The organism is Opacimonas viscosa (assembly GCF_024199005.1).
Lineage (GTDB): Bacteria > Pseudomonadota > Gammaproteobacteria > Enterobacterales > Alteromonadaceae > Opacimonas > Opacimonas viscosa.
Map to the genome: position 1 here is coordinate 1 of NZ_JANATA010000012.1, position 19,757 is coordinate 19,757.

Genomic DNA, 19,757 nt, shown 5'->3' on the forward strand with positions numbered 1-19,757 from the left:
CCGCGACATCGCTGTCACTCTGATCACGGGGTTTTCTCGCAAATTTTTGATAAAATGGATTTTCACTTGGTTATGTGGTGGATTGAAGAGGGACGGTTGCCTACAGCAGAAGAAGCTAGGCTGCGCTTATCCCTTTTGCAAGAGTGTGGACCGACTGCTTCTGCATTTACGTTTGCAAAGATGTTTCCTGCGCCCGCTGCTTCATAAACAAGGTTTATCCGTCATGTACAGGGACGCAGGCCTAGCTAATAGATATTATTTCTGATAGATGGCTATAGTTGATAGCAACTATAGGGCGTATTTACACGCCCATGTAGTCCATGATACCTTCGGCCGCTTTACGACCTTCTGCGATAGCTGTAACAACTAAGTCAGAACCACGCACCATATCACCACCAGAAAAAATCTTAGGATTTGATGTCTGGAAGGGGAACGTACCATGTTCTGGCGCACGCACTCGACCTTTCTCATCCAAGATGATACCAAAATCACCGAACCAACCAGCAGGAGAAGGTGAGAAACCAAATGCGATAATAACGGCATCTGCTTCCATGACAAATTCACTACCAGCAATTTCTACTGGGCGACGACGACCTGCGGCATCAGGTTCACCCATTTCTGTGCGAACAAAACGAACACCAATAGCATTCCCAGCTGCATCAACTTCAATATCCAAAGGCATTACATTGAATTCAAATTCGACACCTTCTTCTTTGGCGTTGACCACTTCTTTACGGGAACCTGGCATACTTTCTTCGTCACGACGATAGGCACAAGTGACTTGCGTCGCATTTTGACGAATAGATGTACGAACACAATCCATAGTGGTATCACCACCACCGAGTACGACGACTTTCTTACCTGCCATATCGATGAAATCAGCCGGATCTTTTTCTAAACCCATAGTACGGTTTGTATTTGCAATCAAAAACGGTAGCGCCTCGTACACACCAGGTGCAGACTCATGCTCAAAACCACCCTTCATTGAGGTGTAAGTACCCATACCAAGGAACACAGCATCATAATCTTCAAGTAATTGCCCAAATGGTATATCTTTACCGATTTCCGTATTTAAACGGAATTCGATACCCATTTCAGTAAAAATTTGACGACGCAGTTGAATCACATCTTTTTCTAATTTGAAAGATGGGATACCAAATGTTAACAAGCCACCAATTTCTTCATATTTATCAAATACGATGGGTTTCACACCATTGCGGATGAGAATATCCGCACATGCTAGACCAGCAGGTCCCGCACCAACAATAGCTACTTTCTTATCCGTCCACTCTACTCCAGACATGTCAGGTCGCCAGCCCATTTTAAATGCTGTATCTGTAATGTATTTTTCGATGCTACCGATGGTGACAGCACCAAAGTCATCGTTCAAAGTACAAGCACCTTCACAAAGACGGTCTTGTGGACAGACTCGACCACAAACCTCAGGCAGAGAGTTAGTTTGATGAGACAGTTCAGCCGCCTCTAAAATACGACCTTCGTTGGCCAGCGATAACCACTGAGGAATGAAGTTATGCACTGGACATTTCCATTCACAATAAGGGTTACCACAGTCTAAACAGCGGTCTGCTTGACCTTCGGTTTGGGACTGTGACAATGGTTGATAAATTTCACCAAACTCTTCTTTCCGTACTGTAATCGGCTTTTTTGGCGGATCAATACGGGCAACATCTACAAATTGGTATACATTCTTAGCCATAATTACCTCTTAGCTTATTGTGCTTGAACGCGAAGTTCAGCACTGGAGCGGCTAATATGCCCCAATAAATTCTTCACATCGCTGGTTTTAGGCTTAATCAAACGGAATTGTTTAAGCATTTCAGCAAAATTTGTTAATAATGATAATGAGTGTTCTGAACCTGTCTTTTCATAATGCTCGTTGATTAGACCACGTAAATGCTCAGATAATATGCCTTTGTCTTCAATCGACATGACATCCACTAACTCTGGGTTGATACGGCTATCAAGGTCATTGTGCTCATCTAGGATGTATGCAAAACCACCTGTCATACCTGCACCGAAGTTAACACCAACACTACCAAGGACAGCAACAATACCACCGGTCATATATTCACAACCGTTGTCTCCACAGCCTTCGACTACGGCAATCGCTCCTGAGTTACGTACTGCAAAACGCTCACCAGCTCGACCTGCGGCTAATAATTTACCGCCAGTCGCACCGTATAAACAGGTATTACCCATAATCGCCGCACTGTGTTGGTCAAAAGTTACGTTGCGTGGTGGGTAGATAACTAATTCACCACCGGTCATACCTTTTCCTACATAGTCATTGGCATCACCCTCAAGGGTCATGTACAAACCACCTGCGTTCCATACGCCAAAGCTTTGGCCAACTGTTCCTTTAAGCGCAACGCGGATGGGTGAGTCTTCACCATCTTGGTTACCATGTTTTTGTGCTAGAGCACCGGATACAGTTGCACCTACCGAGCGGTCGGTATTTCGCACATTATAGCTCAACGAGATTGACTGACTGGCATTAATTGCGCTTTGAGCATCAGCAATCATCTGTAAGTTTAGGTCACCCTTATCTAAGGGAGCATTGGTTGTCTCTGAACAGAATAACTTGGTATGTTCTGCAGCTTCTGGTTTGTGTAACAACGGAGATAAATCAAGACGTGCTTGTTTTGCCGTTTGGCCAGTGACCAATTCGAGTAACTCAGTGCGTCCAACTAAATCTTCGAATTTACGGACTCCCATCAGTGCCATAATTTCACGGATCTCTTGAGCCATAAATTTGAAATAGTTCATGACCATCTCAGGTAAACCGATGAAATAATTTTCACGCAGTTTTTCGTCTTGAGTCGCAACACCTGTCGCACAGTTGTTTAAGTGACAAATACGCAGATATTTACAACCTAAAGCGACCATTGGACCAGTACCAAAGCCGAAGCTCTCAGCACCAAGTAAGGCACCTTTAACAACATCCAAACCTGTTTTTAAGCCACCGTCAGTTTGTACACGTACTTTGTGACGCAAGCCATTTTCTAACAGAGCTTGTTGAGTTTCTGCTAGACCTAATTCAAAAGGACTTCCTGCATATTTTACAGACGTCAATGGACTAGCACCTGTACCACCGTCATAACCAGAGATAGTAATTAAATCTGCATAAGCTTTTGCAACACCTGTTGCGATGGTACCTACGCCCGGCTCAGAGACTAATTTCACAGAAATTAATGCTTTTGGATTCACTTGTTTTAAATCAAAGATAAGCTGTGCTAAATCTTCGATGGAATAAATATCATGATGTGGCGGTGGTGAAATCAATGTGACACCTGGCACAGAGAAACGCAGTTCAGCAATGTACTTGTTGACTTTGTCACCTGGTAACTGACCACCTTCTCCTGGTTTAGCGCCTTGTGCGACTTTGATTTGAATGACTGTTGCATTCATTAAATAGTGTGGTGTTACACCAAATCGACCTGATGCGACTTGTTTTATTTTAGAGTTTTTCTCTGTGTTAAAACGCGCAGGATCTTCACCACCCTCACCAGAATTTGATTGACCACCTAAGCGGTTCATTGCAATTGCCAACGCTTCATGTGCTTCAGGTGATAATGCACCAATCGACATCGCTGCGGTGTCAAAACGAGGATATAAATTTTCTGCAGGTTCAACTTCGCTGATATCAATCGCTTTATCTGCAAATTTTAAACCTAACAAATCACGAAGGTTAGAAGGCGCACGGTCATTGACTAATGAGGCAAATGCTTTGTAGTCCTCATAGTTGCCACTCATTACCGCTTTTTGTAGGTTTTTCACTACATCAGGGTTATAAGCATGATACTCACCATCGTGAACGTATTTCAGTAAACCACCATGGCTTAGCGGTTTACGCTTAATCCATGCAATACGTTGGTTGTTGATAATGTCTTGTTGGAATTCTTCAAAACCAGCACCTTGCAAACGGCTAGGAACGCCTGGGAAACAAAGTTCCATGACTTCTTGGTTGATCCCAATCGCTTCATATAATTTTGCGGAACGGTAACTCGCAACCGTACTAATACCCATTTTTGACATAATCTTATATAAGCCTTTGTTGATACCTTTGCGGTAGTTCAACATAGCTTGCATAGGAGTAATATCGAGCTCTTTGTTATCGACTAATTGCTCAATCGTTTCGTAAGCTAGGAATGGGTAAATCGCTGTAGCACCTAAACCAATCAGTACTGCAAAGTGATGTGGATCACGCGCAGAAGCAGTTTCCACTACAATATTTGCATCACAACGTAACTGCTGCTCAACAAGACGTTTTTGTACAGCCCCAACTGCCATTGCTGCAGGGATGGGTAATTGATCCTTTTGGATAGCACGATCAGATAAGATAACGAAGGCTGCATTATTGTCGCGCACAGCGGTTTCAACTTCATCACATACACGTAAAATAGCAGCGTCTAGGCCTTCGTCAGGCAAATAATTAAGGTTAATGATTTCAGAGTGATAGTGTTTATCATCTAACTCACGTAGTTGTTTTAGATCCGTATACATCAGAATCGGCGACTCAAATACTACACGATCCGCATAACCTCGAGTTTCACTAAAGACATTCTGTTCACGACCAATACATGTTGCTAGTGACATTACGTGATTCTCACGTAATGGGTCAATAGGAGGATTGGTAACTTGAGCAAATTGTTGACGGAAGTAATCATATACCGTACGAACTTTGGATGACATGACTGCCATTGGCGTGTCATCACCCATAGAACCAACCGCTTCTTGACCATCTTTGGCCAATACTTTTATGACTTGTTGAATTTCTTCGTATGAATAATTGAATAACTTTTGATAAATCGCCATTTGATCATTGTCAAATGCACGAGTACCAATGAGTTCAGCATTACATTCTTCGATAGGTGTTAGGTGACGGATATGTTCGTCCAACCATTCGCGATATGGATGTTGTGTTTTTAACACTTCATCGATTTCGTTAGAGCGCCAAATTTTACCTTCTTTGGTATCTACAGCTAGCATTTCACCTGGTCCAACACGGCCTTTTTCAACCACATCTTCTGGTGCATAATCCCAAATACCAATTTCTGATGCTAAAGTGATTAAGCCATCTTTGGTTAACACATAACGCGCCGGGCGCAGACCATTTCTATCTAAGTTACAAGCAACGTGACGACCATTCGTCAATACGATACCCGCTGGGCCATCCCATGGTTCCATGTGCATTGAGTTGAACTCATAAAAAGCACGTAAATCAGGATCCATCGTTTCATTGTTTTGGTATGCCGGTGGCACAAGTAAACGCATAGCTCGGAATAAATCCATACCGCCAGCTAGGAATAATTCCAACATGTTGTCTAAAGACGAAGAATCCGAACCCGTTGTGTTAACAAAAGGCGCGGCATCTTTCAAATCAGGAATAATCGGTGTCGCAAACTTGCCAGTACGTGCCATAGCCCAATCACGGTTACCTTTAATCGTGTTAATTTCACCATTGTGCGCAAGGAAACGGAAAGGCTGTGCTAAAGGCCACTTCGGTAAAGTGTTGGTTGAGAAGCGTTGGTGGAAGACACAAATGCTGGATTCTAGACGCTCATCAGCTAAATCTAAATAGAAGGCTGGAAGGTCTTTGGGCATGACTAGGCCTTTGTAGACTGTCACTAATCCAGAAAGACATGCAATGTAAAAATCTGCGTCTTCAGCTAAACGTTTTTCAGTACGACGACGAGCCATATATAGACGACGTTCGATATCTGCTGATTCCCAGCCACTTGGCGGGTTCACGAAGACTTGCTCGATTTGTGGGACACCTGTCAATGCTAGGTCGCCCAGTACTGATTTATCGACTGGGACTTCACGCCAACCAACTACATTTAATGTTTCTTTGGTTAGCTCTTCATTTAATACTTCACGCGCTTGTTTTGCTAAAATCGGGTCTTGGTTTAAAAATACCATACCAACAGCATAATTTGGCGCTAATCGCCAATCGTTCTCTGCTGCAATTTCAGCAAAAAAAGAATCAGGCTTGGCTATTAACAATCCGCAACCATCACCTGTTTTACCATCGGCTGCAATACCGCCACGGTGTTGCATCCGGTCCAAACCTTCGATAGCGGTTGTGACTAGGCGATGACTAGCGTCTCCATGAGTATGGGCGATAAGACCGAATCCACAATTATCCTTGGAATCAGTTGGATGAAATAAACTCATTAATGCACTCTCCATCAAAATAGAAAAAGTGGCCTGATATACAATATATGAAGCCAGACTTGCCGGTACTGTCTAGGGTACTTGATTATTTAATAAGGAAACGCGTTAATCCAATATTAAACAGGTTGCTTTCCGAGCGAATAAAGCGTCGTGTTATCCATTAACACTTTCTTAATACTAGCTGAGATTTTTAGAATTTTTATGCAGTTTTCTCTAGCAGGTTGCACAAAATACAACGAAGTCGATTTTACGTCAATTATTAGTTTATTTGTCATTTTATGAAAAGTGTAAACCTTCTGTTTTATTGGTAGGTAATTCAATAGGTTACAAAAATATCTGCAAAGTATTTAAAGCAATGAATATACTCAGAATAAGACCATATTAGCATATTTGTTTCACATAAAGAGTATTAACATTTTATTTACATTGGCATAGTTGTTCGCATAATTATGCAGGAAAATGTATTTAAACACCTATTTCACCAGCCGTGTTAGCATAATTATTCTTAACAACTTTTTTGGATATTTCTCATAATGGAAAGAAAGTACACATATATCAAGAGTTTGGTAAACTAGACACAATTCAAACTTTCTGATGTTCATTATGCAAGAATCTCCTTCTACTAATACTTGGGCTTTTCGTTTCGCACAATTTGTTGAAAAGCATGGCACAGTCAAGCTGAGCTTAATATTTGTTTTTATTACTCTGGGTTTTACTATTGCCGGTTCTTATATTATCCGCGTAAGTTTGGGTAGCACCTCTACCTTGGAAGATTATATAAGTGCAGTGATTTTAGTCATGCTCAGTGCGCCTTGGTTACTGTATTTTTTCAGTGAGTTAGTCAAGCAGTTAGAGATGTCTAGGTCGCATCTACAAGAGGTCATTGAAGAACTTGAAAGTCTTCGTGAAGAAGATGTATTGCTAAACAAAGAGCTGCAAAACAATATAAAACAGCTTAATTTTGAAATTGAAAAACGTCGAAATGCCCAGTTAGAAAGAGAAAAAGTATTCGAAGAGCTAGAAAAAGAAATCCGTGACAAGTCTGAGCAGGAAATCCAAGCACGTCGTTTATCTATGCTACTGCGTTCTATTATCGATGCCTCGCCAGATCTTATTTATTACCGAAATGAAGAAGGCAAATTTGCCGGCTGTAACCGTGTCGCCGAACAATTAACAGGACGAACCCAAGATGAGCTTTTAGGGTTAACGCCGCATGAAGTCTATGATGAAGATTTGGCGAGAGAAGTTGCTGCATCTGATCATGAAGTATTAGAAAACAACATTTCTATCACCGAAGAACTGTGGTTGCGTTTCCCTGATGGCAAGCGTCGCTACTTTGAAATGCGGAAAGTTCCGTTCTTTGATCATGACGGAAATCGCCTTGGTTTACTTGCTTTTGGGCGAGATATGACTGAACGAATGAAAGCAGAAAAGGCCGCAGAACAAGCAAGTAAAGATAAGACTAAATTTATTGCAACGATTTCTCACGAGTTGAGAACTCCTCTAAATGGCATCGTGGGTTTGAGTCGTATGTTACGCGATACAAAACTAAATGATGAACAGTTTTCTTGGGTGAGCACAATCTACGCCAGTGCTATAACACTAGGTAATATCTTCAATGACATTATTGATTTAGATAAGTTAGGTCGAGATAAAATCGAACTATCTTACAAAACGTTGTCGCTAGCTAGTTTTACTGAAGAGCTAGGCAGTGTTATTAAATTATTAGCAGCGGATAAAAATTTAGGCTTCAGAGCAACGGTACACGAACCTTTACCAAGCTATGTCCAAGTTGATGGTACTCGGTTAAGACAAATTTTATGGAACATCTTGTTTAATGCCGTTAAGTTTACTGTCAAAGGGCATGTCTCTTTGACGGTAAGCGCGAAAACTACCGACAATAAAATCGCGAATGTACGATTTACTGTAGAAGATACCGGTGTGGGGATCCCCCAAGAAGACGTCGATAAAATCTTTGCGATGTACTATCAAGTAGACCATCCTGACCATCAATCGGCGACGGGTACCGGCATCGGTTTAGCGATCTGTAAAGAAATGGTAGAACGGATGAATGGTTCTATTAAAGTGGTTTCTGAAATGGGTAAGGGCACGCGTTTTCATATCGATATCCCACTCGAGATAAGTCAAAAACAAAGAGTACGAGAAGAGCTTGAGGTGACTGGTTTACATATCTTGTTGGTCGAAGATATTGAACTGAATGTGATGATCGCCAAGGCATTATTGGAAAAATTAGGTCAGACAGTTGATGTCGCTATGACTGGTCAAGAAGCGATAGATAAAGTACGCAGCACACGCTATGACTTGATTTTACTCGATATTCAATTACCAGATATGACCGGCTTTGATGTTGCGGATACGATTATCCAAGAAGATCTAGTAATGCAAACCCCCATTGTTGCTTTGACAGCAAACGTGATCAAAAAGCGTGATGAGTATTTACAGCGGGGTATGGACGATGTGATAGCTAAACCGGTTAAAAAGTCTCGAGTCATACAAGTATTTAATGAATTATTTGCGAACGAATTAGAAGAATTACCACCGATTGACATTGAAGAACCAAAAGACGATAAAGGTTTGGATAAAATCATGGATGTTGAACTTATTCAAACCCTAGTAGATACCATTGGCGCAGAAATGGTAACAACAAGCTTGGGTGTTTTTGAGGACAAAATTCCTGAATATTTGGAAATATTAGTGTCCAATTTAACGGCTAAGGAAAAAGACGAAGTCTGTTCTCAAGCCCACAAAATTAAGGGCGCAGCAAGTTCCATGGGGCTGATTCGCATTCAACGTATAGCCAACGAAATACAACAAGGTGATCATCCTGCGTGGTGGGAAAACGTCAATGAGTGGGTTGATGAGCTAAGTGCTGCGATTGAAAATGATGTCAATGTGCTTAAAGATTGGATCGCTTCACAAAAATTTGAAATTTAAAAAACTCAGTAAAAAACTTGGGTTGTAGACTTTTTGTATATTTTATGTGAAATATTTGTAAAAAATTTATATTGGTCTATGATCCCATAGAAAAATAACTTCGTAATATTAGTTGTCATTCTTGGAAAAATTCTAAGGTGATAACCCAAAATATGCAGGTGTTGGTTGTCTGCATAAGAGTTCTCCGTAGTTTCGTGTAAATAAGAATAACGAAATTCGGATTCACTAATATACTCTGGAGTTATTATGAAAGAAGTAATGTTGAATCCAACCGACTACGTAGGTATGTCGTTTTGGATTATTTCAGCCGCAATGCTTGCAGCTACGTTCTTTTTCTTTATGGAAAGGGACCGTGCTATAGGTAAGTGGAAAACCTCATTATCTGTTGCTGCCCTAGTAACAGGTATCGCTGCACTGCACTATTTTTACATGCGTGAAGTGTGGGTGATGACTGGCGAGAGCCCAACTACATTCAGATATGTAGATTGGTTGTTGACAGTACCTTTGCAAATCATAGAGTTTTATTTGATTCTGACTGCAATCGCAGTAGTCAGAGCTGCTCTGTTCTGGAAATTATTAGTTGCTTCTCTAGTAATGTTAATTTTCGGGTATATGGGTGAAATTGGTTCTATGGATGTCACCATCGCTTTTGTTATCAGTATGGCAGGGTGGTTGTACATTATTTATGAAATCTTTGTTGGCGAGGCTAGTCAAATCAATGCCGAGTCAGGAACACCGTCAAGTCAGAAAGCATTTAATGCTCTGCGCCTGATTGTAACAATAGGATGGTCAATCTATCCCATTGGTTATGTATTAGGTTATATGGCTGGTGGTGTCGATGATGCTGCGTTAAACATCGTGTACAACTTGGCAGATTTCGTGAATAAGATTGCGTTTGGTATCGTAATCTGGGCAGCGGCTACAGCGGCAACCAACGAAAAAGCATAAGCTTTGCTTAAAAAGGGGCGATATGCCCCTTTTTATAAGGGCTACAACAGCACAATAATAAAAATTCTGAGGTAACCTAGAGGTAAATGTCATGCATGTTTGCTCAACGATAAAAAATCATATTGGCTCGGCATTATCCACAGTTGAACAAAATATGAGTGCAATCACAGCTGCGTACCCAGTGACACAACTTGATGATGCAACCAACACATTGCAGTCATCGCTTGCATATCATGTCCAAACAGGTGGCAATAAAACTCGAGCTTTAATGAGTCTTTATGCCAGTGATGCGTTGCATCTTAGACAGTCTGACGCGATTGTGGCGGCAACGATTGTGGAAACGTTACACAATGCTTCCCTGATCCATGATGATATACAAGACGATGAGATTGAGCGTCGAGGTCAGCCCGCCCTGTGGCAAAAATATGATGTTGGAACGGCAATCTGTACAGGTGATTTTCTAATTGCAAAAGCGTATGCAGAATGCGCTAAAATTTCGGATGTAAAACTGATCCCAGAATTGATCGAATTAGTCCATGAAGCCGTCCAAGAAACGATTGCAGGGCAAACTGTTGATATAAATTGTACGACAGTGACTACTTCGGTAAAACATTATGAAATGACAGCCATTGCTAAATCTGGTCCTTTGCTTGGTTTGTCTCTAGCAATACCTTTACTGCTGTTTGGCTATAAAAAGGCAGAAATTCACTCTCTCCTTAGACCATGCATAGAACCATTTTCATTGAGTTACCAAATTATTGATGATTTGCACGACGTCGTTACTGACGCAGAGCATGACTGTCTCAATTTAGTCAATGTGCTTGCCCAAGAAATGAGTCTGAAAGAAGCAAAAGCGTATGCTTATTCTCGAACTGAACTCTTACTAGGAGCAGCTAAACGTCAATTATCTCTCATTCCCAATCACGCAGGGGTGTATCTTGAATATTGTATTGAACAGTTACGTCATAAATCTTTACAGGTGACTTCATGAATAATGCCTTAGTCGTTGGAGCTGGTTTTGGGGGGATTGCAGCTGCATTAAGAATGCGAGCCAAGGGCTACAATGTTACTCTGGTAGATAAGCAAAAACAGTTAGGTGGACGCGCTAGGACATTCGAAAAAGACGGTTATATGTTTGATGCTGGACCTACTGTGGTAACAGCTCCTTTTTTATTTGATGAGCTTTTTAGCTTGTTTAACAAGCGCAGAGAAGATTATATTGAGTTTGTTCCCGTTGAGCCATGGTATCGGTTTGAATACCCTGATGGTGACCATTTTAATTATGGTGGAACGGTAGCAGACACCTTGGCAGAAATAGAACGTATCGCGCCTAACGATAAAGAGGGCTATTTAGCGCTTTTAAAAGCATCTAAAGCCATATTCGATATCGGTTTTACAGAATTAGCAGATAAACCTTTCCATAATTTTTCTGATATGGTTGCACAAATTCCACAGCTGATAAAATTGAAGAGTCACAAAACCGTTTGGCAATTAATTTGTCATCATTTGAAAAGCGATAAAATACGTCAAGCCTTTTCTATTCAGCCTTTGTTAGTTGGAGGGAATCCTTTTGATACTACCTGCATTTATAATCTTATTCATTTTTTAGAACGTGAATGGGGGATTCATTTTGCAATGGGGGGAACAGGAGCGATTGTCAAAGGCTTAGAGCAACTTATGCATGAAGAGGGCATAAATATAGAGCTCGGTTATGATGTAACTGAATTCGAATACAACAATCAGAGAGTCAAAGCAGCCGTTTGTGTATCTGGCAAACGTTTTCCTTGTGACATCCTGGTTTCCAATATGGATCCATCTTATCTGTATGCCAAAGTCATTCCTAATTACAAACAATCGTTGTCTGCAAAATTAAAAACGAAATTTTCTAAACATTCCATGGGATTATTCGTCCTGTATTTTGGGACAGATAATACTTATGAAGATGTCGCTCATCATACGATCTGGCTTGGACAAAGGTACCGTGAACTTCTCCATGACATTTTTGAGAAGAAAATTTTAGCCGACGATTTTTCTTTGTATGTGCATCGTCCCACGGCGACGGATAAAAGTTTTGCTCCAGAAGGCTGTGATTCCTTTTATGTATTAGCACCAGTACCTAATCTACAAGGGGGACAAAATTGGGATGAAATAGGTGAAGAGTATGCCGAAAAAATTATCACTGCGCTTGATAGTTCAATGTTACCGGGTCTAAAAGAACACATTACAGTTCAATTCCATATGGCGCCGAATGATTTTGTCAGTGATTATAATTCGTTACATGGCGCTGGGTTTTCTATTGCGCCATCTCTCACTCAGTCTGCATGGTTTCGGTATCACAATAAAGCAGAGGGTTTAGAAAACGTCATTTTAACTGGGGCAGGAACTCACCCTGGTGCGGGCATGCCGGGTGTTTTGTGTTCTGCAAAAGTGATTGAGCACCTAGTTGAGCCTGTGCATAGTCAAAGCACTGAAACTGAATTGCCATTGGAACATTCACATGGCATCTAAAGGCTATTATGATTCGATTATCGCCGAAAAAATCCCAGTGCTTGCTGACGAAGCACCAGCCACATCAAATTCATCTAAGGATGTGGAACGACAGGGAGTCCTTTCGGGAAACAGCAACAACTTTGATTCGCAATCAGACTTCTTAGCAACTTTGGCTAGCTTTGCTAATGCTCAAGAAACTTTAGCCGTGAATGGTAAATCGTTCCGTTTTGCTCAACATTTTCTGAGTAAAAAAACGGGCCAAGCGGCTGCACAGTTATATCAATTTTGCCGGATCTGTGATGATTTGGTCGATGAAGCACCTTCAGAAACACACGCTAGCAGTCGTATCCAATGTTTATTGAAATATTTAGATATAATGTCCGAAAATATCAATGCAGCTAGGGGTCAGCAGTACCAATCTTTCCCAGATGCATTAATCACTTTTTTTAAACTGAAACAAGAATATGATTTGCCACAGTCTGCGATTCACCAATTACTTGTTGGAATACAAAGTGACTTAACCGAAAAAGTAAAAATTACCGAAACTGACTTGTTAATCTATTGCTATCGAGTCGCTGGAACAGTAGGGGAATTAATGTGCCCTATTTTAGAGGCACCAGATGTCGCTAAACCCTATGCGATGGATTTGGGTATTGCAATGCAGTTAACCAATATTGCTCGTGATGTTTTAGAAGATGCGCAAAATGGACGTATTTATTTACCACAGGAATGGTTAGGGGGAATGTCAGTTAACACTATTTTATACCCATCACCATCACAAAAAATAATTATTTGTGCTGCCATTAAACGTTGTTTAACCTTGGCTGAAGACTACTATTTCTCTGCTTTACAAGGATTGCAATCTGTTCCTTGGAGAAATCGGATTGCGATGCACCAAGCGTTATTTATTTATCGTGAGATAGGTTTAGTATTAGCAGAAAAAGAGTTTGATTATCAAGTTGGGCGCATTTATGTCCCTATATGGGACAAGTTATTTGTTGTATTGCGTCATAGCTATAAATTAATGTTGCCACCAACAGTGGAGCCGCACGAGTCCTCCTTGCATAAAAGTTTTAGGTCTTTATATGCCAAATCATCCAATTAATGAGTATGGTGTTATTATACTTGGTGGTGGTTGTGCAGGCCTTTCTTTAGCTCGTAAATTGGTACAACAACATTTTAGTTTACCTATACTTATACTTGAACAAAGAAGCAAATATCAGCACGATAGAACTTGGTCTGGTTGGTTTTCAAAAAAACAGATGCAAGGTTTAGAGGCAATACCTAAACGTACTTATACATCATGGTCTTTCACTGCCGATTTAGAGCGAGTAACCCATGAATCCAAGGAGTCGGCTTATCTAAGTATTGCAAGTGAGGATTTCTACGCTGATTCTTTGGCTCTCTTGAAGCAAAGTCCGATAGTGGAACTACAGTTGAATACCTCTTTACAGCTAAGGGATGTAGAACGTTTGTTGACTGAGAAAGATGAGCAAACAGTCGTAGTTGATACCATTGGGATTTCCCGAAATTTACAAAAACATTTGTTAGCAGAGGGTGTCACTCAAGAACCAAATCCTAAGCAATGTATCTTTGAACCTAGTGGTTTATGGCAGCGCTTTGTCGGTGTGACAGTCTCTTCAAACGAGCCTTTATTCTCACCTGAAGGATTAGATCATGCAGCTCTCATGCATGATATGCAAAATACTGAACATGGTTTTTGTTTTCATTATATGCTCCCCTTAACTCAACACTCGGCTTTGGTTGAGACAACATTTTTCACCCAAAAACCACTCAACTCTATATTTTTACAACAACAATCTATCGCTGCGGCTGAGCATTTATTTGCGCTAAGTATTGATAAAAAACAAGTGCGTAATCATGAGCTGGAATTAACGTTTACTGCGAGTGAGGAAGGCCACTTGCCTATGCAGGCCTGTACTGAAGGCTTTGTTAAAAAAGCGCGAGGAAGTATCATTTATGGTGGGATCACAGCAGGAGCTTTGCGCCCCTCATCGGGATATGCTTTTGCTGCTATACAAGATTGGGCCAATAAGGTGACTTTATCTGTGGTTGCGCAAGAAGCCCCTATATTTGACACATACAGGCATTACGCCAACATCACAGTATATTTAGACAATATTTTCTTGGCTGTATTAGAACGTTACCCTGATATGATACCTAAGATGTTCTTGAGTATGGCTAATATACTATCAGCAAAACAGTTCGCGCTCTTTATGAATCATCAAGCTGGTTTGTGGATATGGTTGAAAGTGATTTGGGCGATGCCAAAGTTACCCTTTATCAAAGCATGGTGGATGAGTTGCAGGAAAATAAAGAACTTGTAATGGCTAAGGCATTCAAGCAAATCTCGAGTAGAAAAATACAAACATACTTGGTGTGTGCTTGTGCAATCTTGGTTATCTCGGGTAATTTGTTTGGGTTAAACTTGGGGGTGAGTGTTTTGGTTTCTGAGTTTTTTAGTCCTACAGATTTAGAAACTTTTTTACCTACTTGGCTAATGTATGTATTAGGCGGGTTTATTATGTGCTTTGGTGTTCCTCATGGTGCACTTGATTTTGATCTGGCAATCCGCAAAATACCTTTACAAACATGGACCCGAAAATGCAGCTTTATACTGTTATACATTCTGATCGCTAGTATTTGTGTTGTACTTTGGTTTTGTTTTCCTGCTTTCACTTTATGTGTGTTTTTAGCTATCTCTATTTGGCATTTTGCTAAAGATTGGGAAACATATTTACCGACTAATCTCAGTCTACTGACTGCAGTGTGGATACTGACTTTACCTGCACTTTTGCAACCTGACGCTTTTGTTAGTATTTTGGCTATGTTATGGATTTCATCTGCCGAAGGGCAACTATTAGGTTCGATATTTAGTGCACTAACTATCATTTGTTCGATATTGCTTTTGCTAAATTGGCGCTTACTATTGAATAGAGGTTACGCTTATTGTTTTGAAATTGCTGCGTATTTGTTGCTACTCCTATTCAGTCATATTTTAGTGTTTTTTACCGTTTATTTTTGTGTGGTACACAGTGCGACATACTTAAAAAAATATTATAAAAATATTACGAGTGAAAAACGCCATTTACTGACTCAAATTTTTGGCATCATGCTGTTAACTACGATTTTAGGCGTAATTATCATCTTCTTTAGCAATGTGTATGGTATAGAAAGTCATTTTTACACTTGGCTATTCGTAGGTTTATTTGCTTTAACTGTGCCGCATATGTTGCTTGTGGAGCGCTACTTCAATACCTCGTCAGAAAATCTCGATGGAGCATACAAATAGCGGAGCTGTTACTTAAGTATTCGTCTTTGTTGCGAGATGACTTTTTACTAGATTAAATACTTCAGGAAACCAAACACAAAATATTTCCGGCTGAGCAGTGAGTGCTTCTTCAATCGTTTGTAAACTTTGCCACTGGGTTGCCATGACTTCGTCTGGGTTTCCAGGAATAGTTTGTACATCGCCTTCAATAACCAGTACGTGATCTAGTTCATGCTCATACAAATCATTATCAAGTTTGGCTTTGTAAATAAATTGGCCAATGTCCTGGGCTACTGCCTCGACATGTATAGCGAGTTCTTCATATAAACGTCTTTTAGCTGCAACCGCTAGGGTTTCGCCTAGGGTCGGATGGGAGCAACAGGTATTCGCCCAGAGGCCACCAGAGTGATACTTGTGCAGTGCTCGTTGTTGTAAAAGAAGCTCATACAGGCCTTCTCGATAACGCACAATTTGTACTGAAAAAGCCAAATGTAAGTCACCATCTCGATGCGCTTGGAGTTTCTCTTTTAGCGCAATAAACTCGCCTTGCTGATTGACCAGCATGACTTCAGGGGATTTTGTTTTTGTTGACATTAAAATGGTGCTTTGGTCATTTAATCAGTTCCTAATTCACCGACTTTCACTTGGATAGTCAATGACTTATCTTCGCGCACAATAGTTAACTGTAATAATGTGCCAGGGGGAGTTTCTGCAATAAAATCTAAAGTGCTAGCCGCATTTGAAATGATCTTATCATCTATAGCCAATAACACATCACCAACCTGAACACCGGCTAAATCAGCAGGGGAACCTGATGCTACATTACTGATGAGGATCCCTGGTTTATCTTGGTATTCAGTACCAGAAAACCCTAACTGTCCACGTGTCACTTTGCCGTTGACGATAATATCTTCCATCACTCGTTTGGCGAGTGTGTAAGGGACTGCAAAGTTCACTCCATCAACATCTCTGACTCTGCGTTGTGCATCAAATGTTTTGAAGTTGGCATTTGTGATCCCCAACAAATAACCTTCTGAATCGACCAGTGCACCTCCAGAGTTACCTTGGTTTAATACCGCGTCAGTCTGGATGAAATCAACGTAATTAGCTAGGCCATTGCGTCCAGTTCTACTGACTATACCTTGGGTGATGGTTTGGCCTAGGTTATAAGGATTGCCAATAGCCATAACAAAGTCACCGACACGTGTATTGGGTTCACTGAGTTGTGGGATTGGGTGGATATTTTCAGCATTGATTTTTAGTACAGCTAGATCGGTAAAGACATCGTAACCCACAATTTCAGCTTCGATAATTCGACTATCCTGCAGAGCAACAAATATAGATGCGGCATTATTGATAACGTGGTAGCACGTTAAAATATGCCCATCTTCGCTCATGATAACGCCAGAACCTAAGTTTGTTCTTTCTCGAGAAGTACTGCTAAATAAATTGTTGTTTTCGATACTGACGCTGTAAATATTGACGACCGAAGGAGCGGATCGGGAAACAGCATCATAATAACTGAGCCGGTTACTCACAGGCTCATTTTTAAATAATGAAGAAAAGGCAACACCGCTGCCATGACGTAATTCAGGGACTAATAAAAGGATCAGAGAAGCGACAATCGCACCAATAATAATGGACCGAAAGAAAAACCATAAAATACGTTGACCAGCCATGAATAACCTATATTTATTCCATCGTTAAAGACATCATATCATGAACTCAATTAAAGCCGAATGTTTGTCACATTGTCGTTGTTCAAACATGCAACAAAAAAGCCGTAGCTTACCAAGGTTATACTACGGCTTTTACGGATTATTTTGTTTTCCTGTTATTTATATTCCTGCTCACTCATCATTGAGTAACTGGAATCTAAATCCAACATCAGTGATGTATAGACTTATCGGATAACAATATACAGTGAAGCGTTCCCGCGTTTGACATTCAAAGCAATGACATCGTCTTCTTTGTCTTTGAGCATGTCAGTTAATTCTTTGATATTGTTCACGCGTTGACGATTCACACCAATGATGACGTCATTTTTCTTTAAACCTATACTGACCGCAGGACTACGTGCTTCAATCTCACTGACTGTGATACCTCTATTACCAGCTAAATCAGTCCCGTTTTCAAAGGTTGCTCCAGCAAATGCTGGATGAATTTCGGCTGCGGTAACTTCTTGGAAGCCTGCATCACCTAACACTACATCAACGTCTAACACATCACCTTGGCGAATTAATCCCAAGTTAACGGATGCACCTGCACCCATACTCGCAATTTTTGCACGCAGTTCGGCAAAGCTAGAGATGGTTCTACCGTTAACTTTCGTAATGATATCACCTGCTTTAATGCCTGCTTTTTCTGCTGCGGAGTCTTCTGACACTTCTGCGACAAAAGCGCCCTTATTTACATCTGAATTAAATGCTTCAGCGAGACCGGCGTCTACATCATTACCAACGACACCCAGTAGACCACGACGGACTTCACCAAATTCAATCATTTGGTTGATAAGGTTGTTCATCATATTACTGGGAATAGCAAAGCCGATACCTACGTTGCCGGCATTTGCGCCTGGGGCAAAGATAGCCGCATTAATACCGACTAATTCACCTTTGAGGTTAATTAATGCACCGCCTGAATTACCTCGGTTTATTGCCGCATCGGTTTGAATAAAGTTCTCATAACCACCCACGTTTACTCCAGTTCTGCCAAGAGCAGATACAATGCCAGAGGTCACGGTTTGTGATAAGCCAAAAGGATTACCAATAGCGATAACAAAATCACCGACACGCAATTTGTCAGAATCCGCGAGCTCAATTTGGGTGAGATTTTCAGGCTCGATTTCTAATAATGCAATGTCACTTTCGTTATCAGTCCCAATTTTGGATGCAGAAAACTCACGCCCATCCGTCAAGGTCACCAAAATTTTGTCTGCATTGTCTACCACATGAGCATTAGTCACAATGTAGCCTTTTTTAGCATCAACAATTACGCCGGAACCGAGACTGCGGAAGGGACGTTCTTGGGGTTGTCGACCTTGTCCACCAAAGAAAGGACGAAACATTTCTGGAATTTCTTGACGTGCCGTTGTTTTGCCTTCAACAGAAATACTAACCACTGCGGGCATGGTTTCCTCTAGCATGGGAGCTAGAGAGGGGGTGGTGTCAGAAGACGATAAAAAAGGTAGCCCCATGTTCGCTAGCGCTGAACTTTGGGTAAAAATGATGGAACTGGAAATAACGCCAACAATGGCAACTTTTTTGAGGAAGGATTTCATCAAAAACAACACTCCTATTTATTAATAAATTCAACAATTTACTAAAAGACCTAGTGCTGGCGTATTAAGTTCCGAACTATTTTTCTTTTATTTCACTGCCATTAAACAGACCAGAGCTACTATTTGAAAAATCTTTCGGTTGGTGCTCAGCACTCGTCGTTTCGCGCTTTTCATTTTTCTTCATACGTAAATACGGAGAGGCATGTTCACCAAAGAACGTGATTTTTTTATCATCAGCTTCGTCCGATTTGTCATATGCTGCAAGTATATATTCACACTCAGTAACTTGTTCGCGTAAAGCAGAGCATTGAGACTCTAGCGAAGAAAGTGTTTGCTTCGCTTGTTCCATTTGCGTTTGCATTTGAGTCAGTAACACTTTTTTGTGCTCAGCCGCTACACTATCATCTGGTTGATTCGATACAGTTTGACTAAAAGATGCCTTTGCTATAACTAATCCAATTACTAAACCAATCAGAAGTAGACCACTATAGATGATGATTTCTTGCATGTTGTGTTGACCCTATGTATGACAGTTTTTAGGATAACAAAGTTTTCATGCAAAGTCTTTGCTACGTGAGTCGGATTTTCATCTTT

Annotated in this window: 14 protein-coding genes; 8 read left to right on the forward strand and 6 right to left on the reverse strand. The window is 40.8% G+C overall.

What is annotated here, in order from left to right:
* The coding region (locus tag NLF92_RS07745; protein WP_254100502.1) for a DUF3291 domain-containing protein at positions 1–207 on the forward strand (207 nt) is incomplete at its 5' end.
* Between the two features lie 94 nt (positions 208–301).
* Here the strand turns inward: NLF92_RS07745 and NLF92_RS07750 are convergent.
* Complete coding sequence (locus tag NLF92_RS07750; protein WP_254100504.1) at positions 302–1,717, reverse strand: FAD-dependent oxidoreductase; 1,416 nt, start codon at positions 1,715–1,717, stop codon at positions 302–304.
* Between the two features lie 14 nt (positions 1,718–1,731).
* Positions 1,732–6,198: a glutamate synthase large subunit gene (gene gltB, locus NLF92_RS07755; RefSeq protein WP_254100506.1), complete on the reverse strand. Its 4,467-nt coding sequence runs from the start codon at positions 6,196–6,198 to the stop codon at positions 1,732–1,734.
* Positions 6,199–6,801: 603 nt separating this feature from the next.
* Between gltB and arcB the strand changes: the two genes are divergently transcribed.
* The 7 genes from arcB (at position 6,802) to NLF92_RS07790 (ending at position 15,904) form a co-directional block, all read left to right on the forward strand.
* Positions 6,802–9,153: an aerobic respiration two-component sensor histidine kinase ArcB gene (gene arcB / locus NLF92_RS07760; RefSeq protein WP_254100508.1), complete on the forward strand. Its 2,352-nt coding sequence runs from the start codon at positions 6,802–6,804 to the stop codon at positions 9,151–9,153.
* A 246-nt stretch (positions 9,154–9,399) separates the two neighbouring features.
* Positions 9,400–10,101 (forward strand): bacteriorhodopsin-like, encoded by a 702-nt coding sequence (locus tag NLF92_RS07765; protein ID WP_254100510.1) that lies wholly within the window; start codon positions 9,400–9,402, stop codon positions 10,099–10,101.
* Between the two features lie 91 nt (positions 10,102–10,192).
* Entirely contained in the window at positions 10,193–11,092 is a 900-nt protein-coding gene (locus tag NLF92_RS07770) for a polyprenyl synthetase family protein (RefSeq protein ID WP_254100512.1), read from the forward strand.
* Positions 11,089–12,609, forward strand: a complete 1,521-nt coding sequence (gene crtI, locus NLF92_RS07775) for a phytoene desaturase family protein (RefSeq protein WP_254100514.1) — start codon at positions 11,089–11,091, stop codon at positions 12,607–12,609. The genes NLF92_RS07770 and crtI overlap by 4 nt, the downstream gene beginning before the upstream one ends.
* Positions 12,599–13,696, forward strand: coding sequence for a phytoene/squalene synthase family protein (locus NLF92_RS07780; RefSeq protein ID WP_254100516.1), 1,098 nt, complete (start codon positions 12,599–12,601; stop codon positions 13,694–13,696). Before crtI ends, NLF92_RS07780 begins: the two co-directional genes overlap by 11 nt.
* Complete coding sequence (locus NLF92_RS07785; RefSeq protein ID WP_254100518.1) at positions 13,677–14,939, forward strand: lycopene cyclase family protein; 1,263 nt, start codon at positions 13,677–13,679, stop codon at positions 14,937–14,939. The genes NLF92_RS07780 and NLF92_RS07785 overlap by 20 nt, the downstream gene beginning before the upstream one ends.
* A complete protein-coding gene (locus NLF92_RS07790) occupies positions 14,939–15,904 on the forward strand; it encodes a Brp/Blh family beta-carotene 15,15'-dioxygenase (RefSeq protein WP_254100520.1) in 966 nt (321 codons plus the stop codon). Before NLF92_RS07785 ends, NLF92_RS07790 begins: the two co-directional genes overlap by 1 nt.
* A 12-nt stretch (positions 15,905–15,916) precedes the next feature.
* On the opposite strand, the gene idi is transcribed toward NLF92_RS07790, so the two are convergent.
* The 4 genes from idi to NLF92_RS07810 all read right to left on the reverse strand — a co-directional run bounded on the left by idi (position 15,917) and on the right by NLF92_RS07810 (position 19,671).
* On the reverse strand, positions 15,917–16,477 hold the full coding sequence (gene idi, locus NLF92_RS07795; RefSeq protein WP_254100522.1) for an isopentenyl-diphosphate Delta-isomerase: 561 nt from the start codon (positions 16,475–16,477) through the stop codon (positions 15,917–15,919).
* A gap of 20 nt (positions 16,478–16,497) precedes the next feature.
* Positions 16,498–17,562 carry a trypsin-like peptidase domain-containing protein gene (locus NLF92_RS07800; protein ID WP_254100524.1) on the reverse strand — a complete coding sequence of 355 codons (1,065 nt, stop codon included), beginning with the start codon at positions 17,560–17,562 and terminating at the stop codon, positions 16,498–16,500.
* A 224-nt stretch (positions 17,563–17,786) separates the two neighbouring features.
* Positions 17,787–19,163, reverse strand: a complete 1,377-nt coding sequence (locus tag NLF92_RS07805) for a DegQ family serine endoprotease (RefSeq protein ID WP_254100683.1) — start codon at positions 19,161–19,163, stop codon at positions 17,787–17,789.
* Between the two features lie 76 nt (positions 19,164–19,239).
* Positions 19,240–19,671: a ZapG family protein gene (locus NLF92_RS07810; protein WP_254100526.1), complete on the reverse strand. Its 432-nt coding sequence runs from the start codon at positions 19,669–19,671 to the stop codon at positions 19,240–19,242.
* Positions 19,672–19,757 lie beyond the last annotated feature (86 nt).

Bases quoted from the DNA above. Each gene is read 5' to 3' on its own strand.
- NLF92_RS07750 (WP_254100504.1), bottom strand. From the start codon at position 1,717: ATGGCTAAGAATGTATACCAATTTGTAGATGTTGCCCGTATTGATCCG.
- gltB (WP_254100506.1), bottom strand. From the start codon at position 6,198: ATGAGTTTATTTCATCCAACTGATTCCAAGGATAATTGTGGATTCGGT.
- arcB (WP_254100508.1), top strand. From the start codon at position 6,802: ATGCAAGAATCTCCTTCTACTAATACTTGGGCTTTTCGTTTCGCACAA.
- NLF92_RS07765 (WP_254100510.1), top strand. From the start codon at position 9,400: ATGAAAGAAGTAATGTTGAATCCAACCGACTACGTAGGTATGTCGTTT.
- NLF92_RS07770 (WP_254100512.1), top strand. From the start codon at position 10,193: ATGCATGTTTGCTCAACGATAAAAAATCATATTGGCTCGGCATTATCC.
- crtI (WP_254100514.1), top strand. From the start codon at position 11,089: ATGAATAATGCCTTAGTCGTTGGAGCTGGTTTTGGGGGGATTGCAGCT.
- NLF92_RS07780 (WP_254100516.1), top strand. From the start codon at position 12,599: ATGGCATCTAAAGGCTATTATGATTCGATTATCGCCGAAAAAATCCCA.
- NLF92_RS07785 (WP_254100518.1), top strand. From the start codon at position 13,677: ATGCCAAATCATCCAATTAATGAGTATGGTGTTATTATACTTGGTGGT.
- NLF92_RS07790 (WP_254100520.1), top strand. From the start codon at position 14,939: ATGGCTAAGGCATTCAAGCAAATCTCGAGTAGAAAAATACAAACATAC.
- idi (WP_254100522.1), bottom strand. From the start codon at position 16,477: ATGTCAACAAAAACAAAATCCCCTGAAGTCATGCTGGTCAATCAGCAA.
- NLF92_RS07800 (WP_254100524.1), bottom strand. From the start codon at position 17,562: ATGGCTGGTCAACGTATTTTATGGTTTTTCTTTCGGTCCATTATTATT.
- NLF92_RS07805 (WP_254100683.1), bottom strand. From the start codon at position 19,163: ATGAAATCCTTCCTCAAAAAAGTTGCCATTGTTGGCGTTATTTCCAGT.
- NLF92_RS07810 (WP_254100526.1), bottom strand. From the start codon at position 19,671: ATGCAAGAAATCATCATCTATAGTGGTCTACTTCTGATTGGTTTAGTA.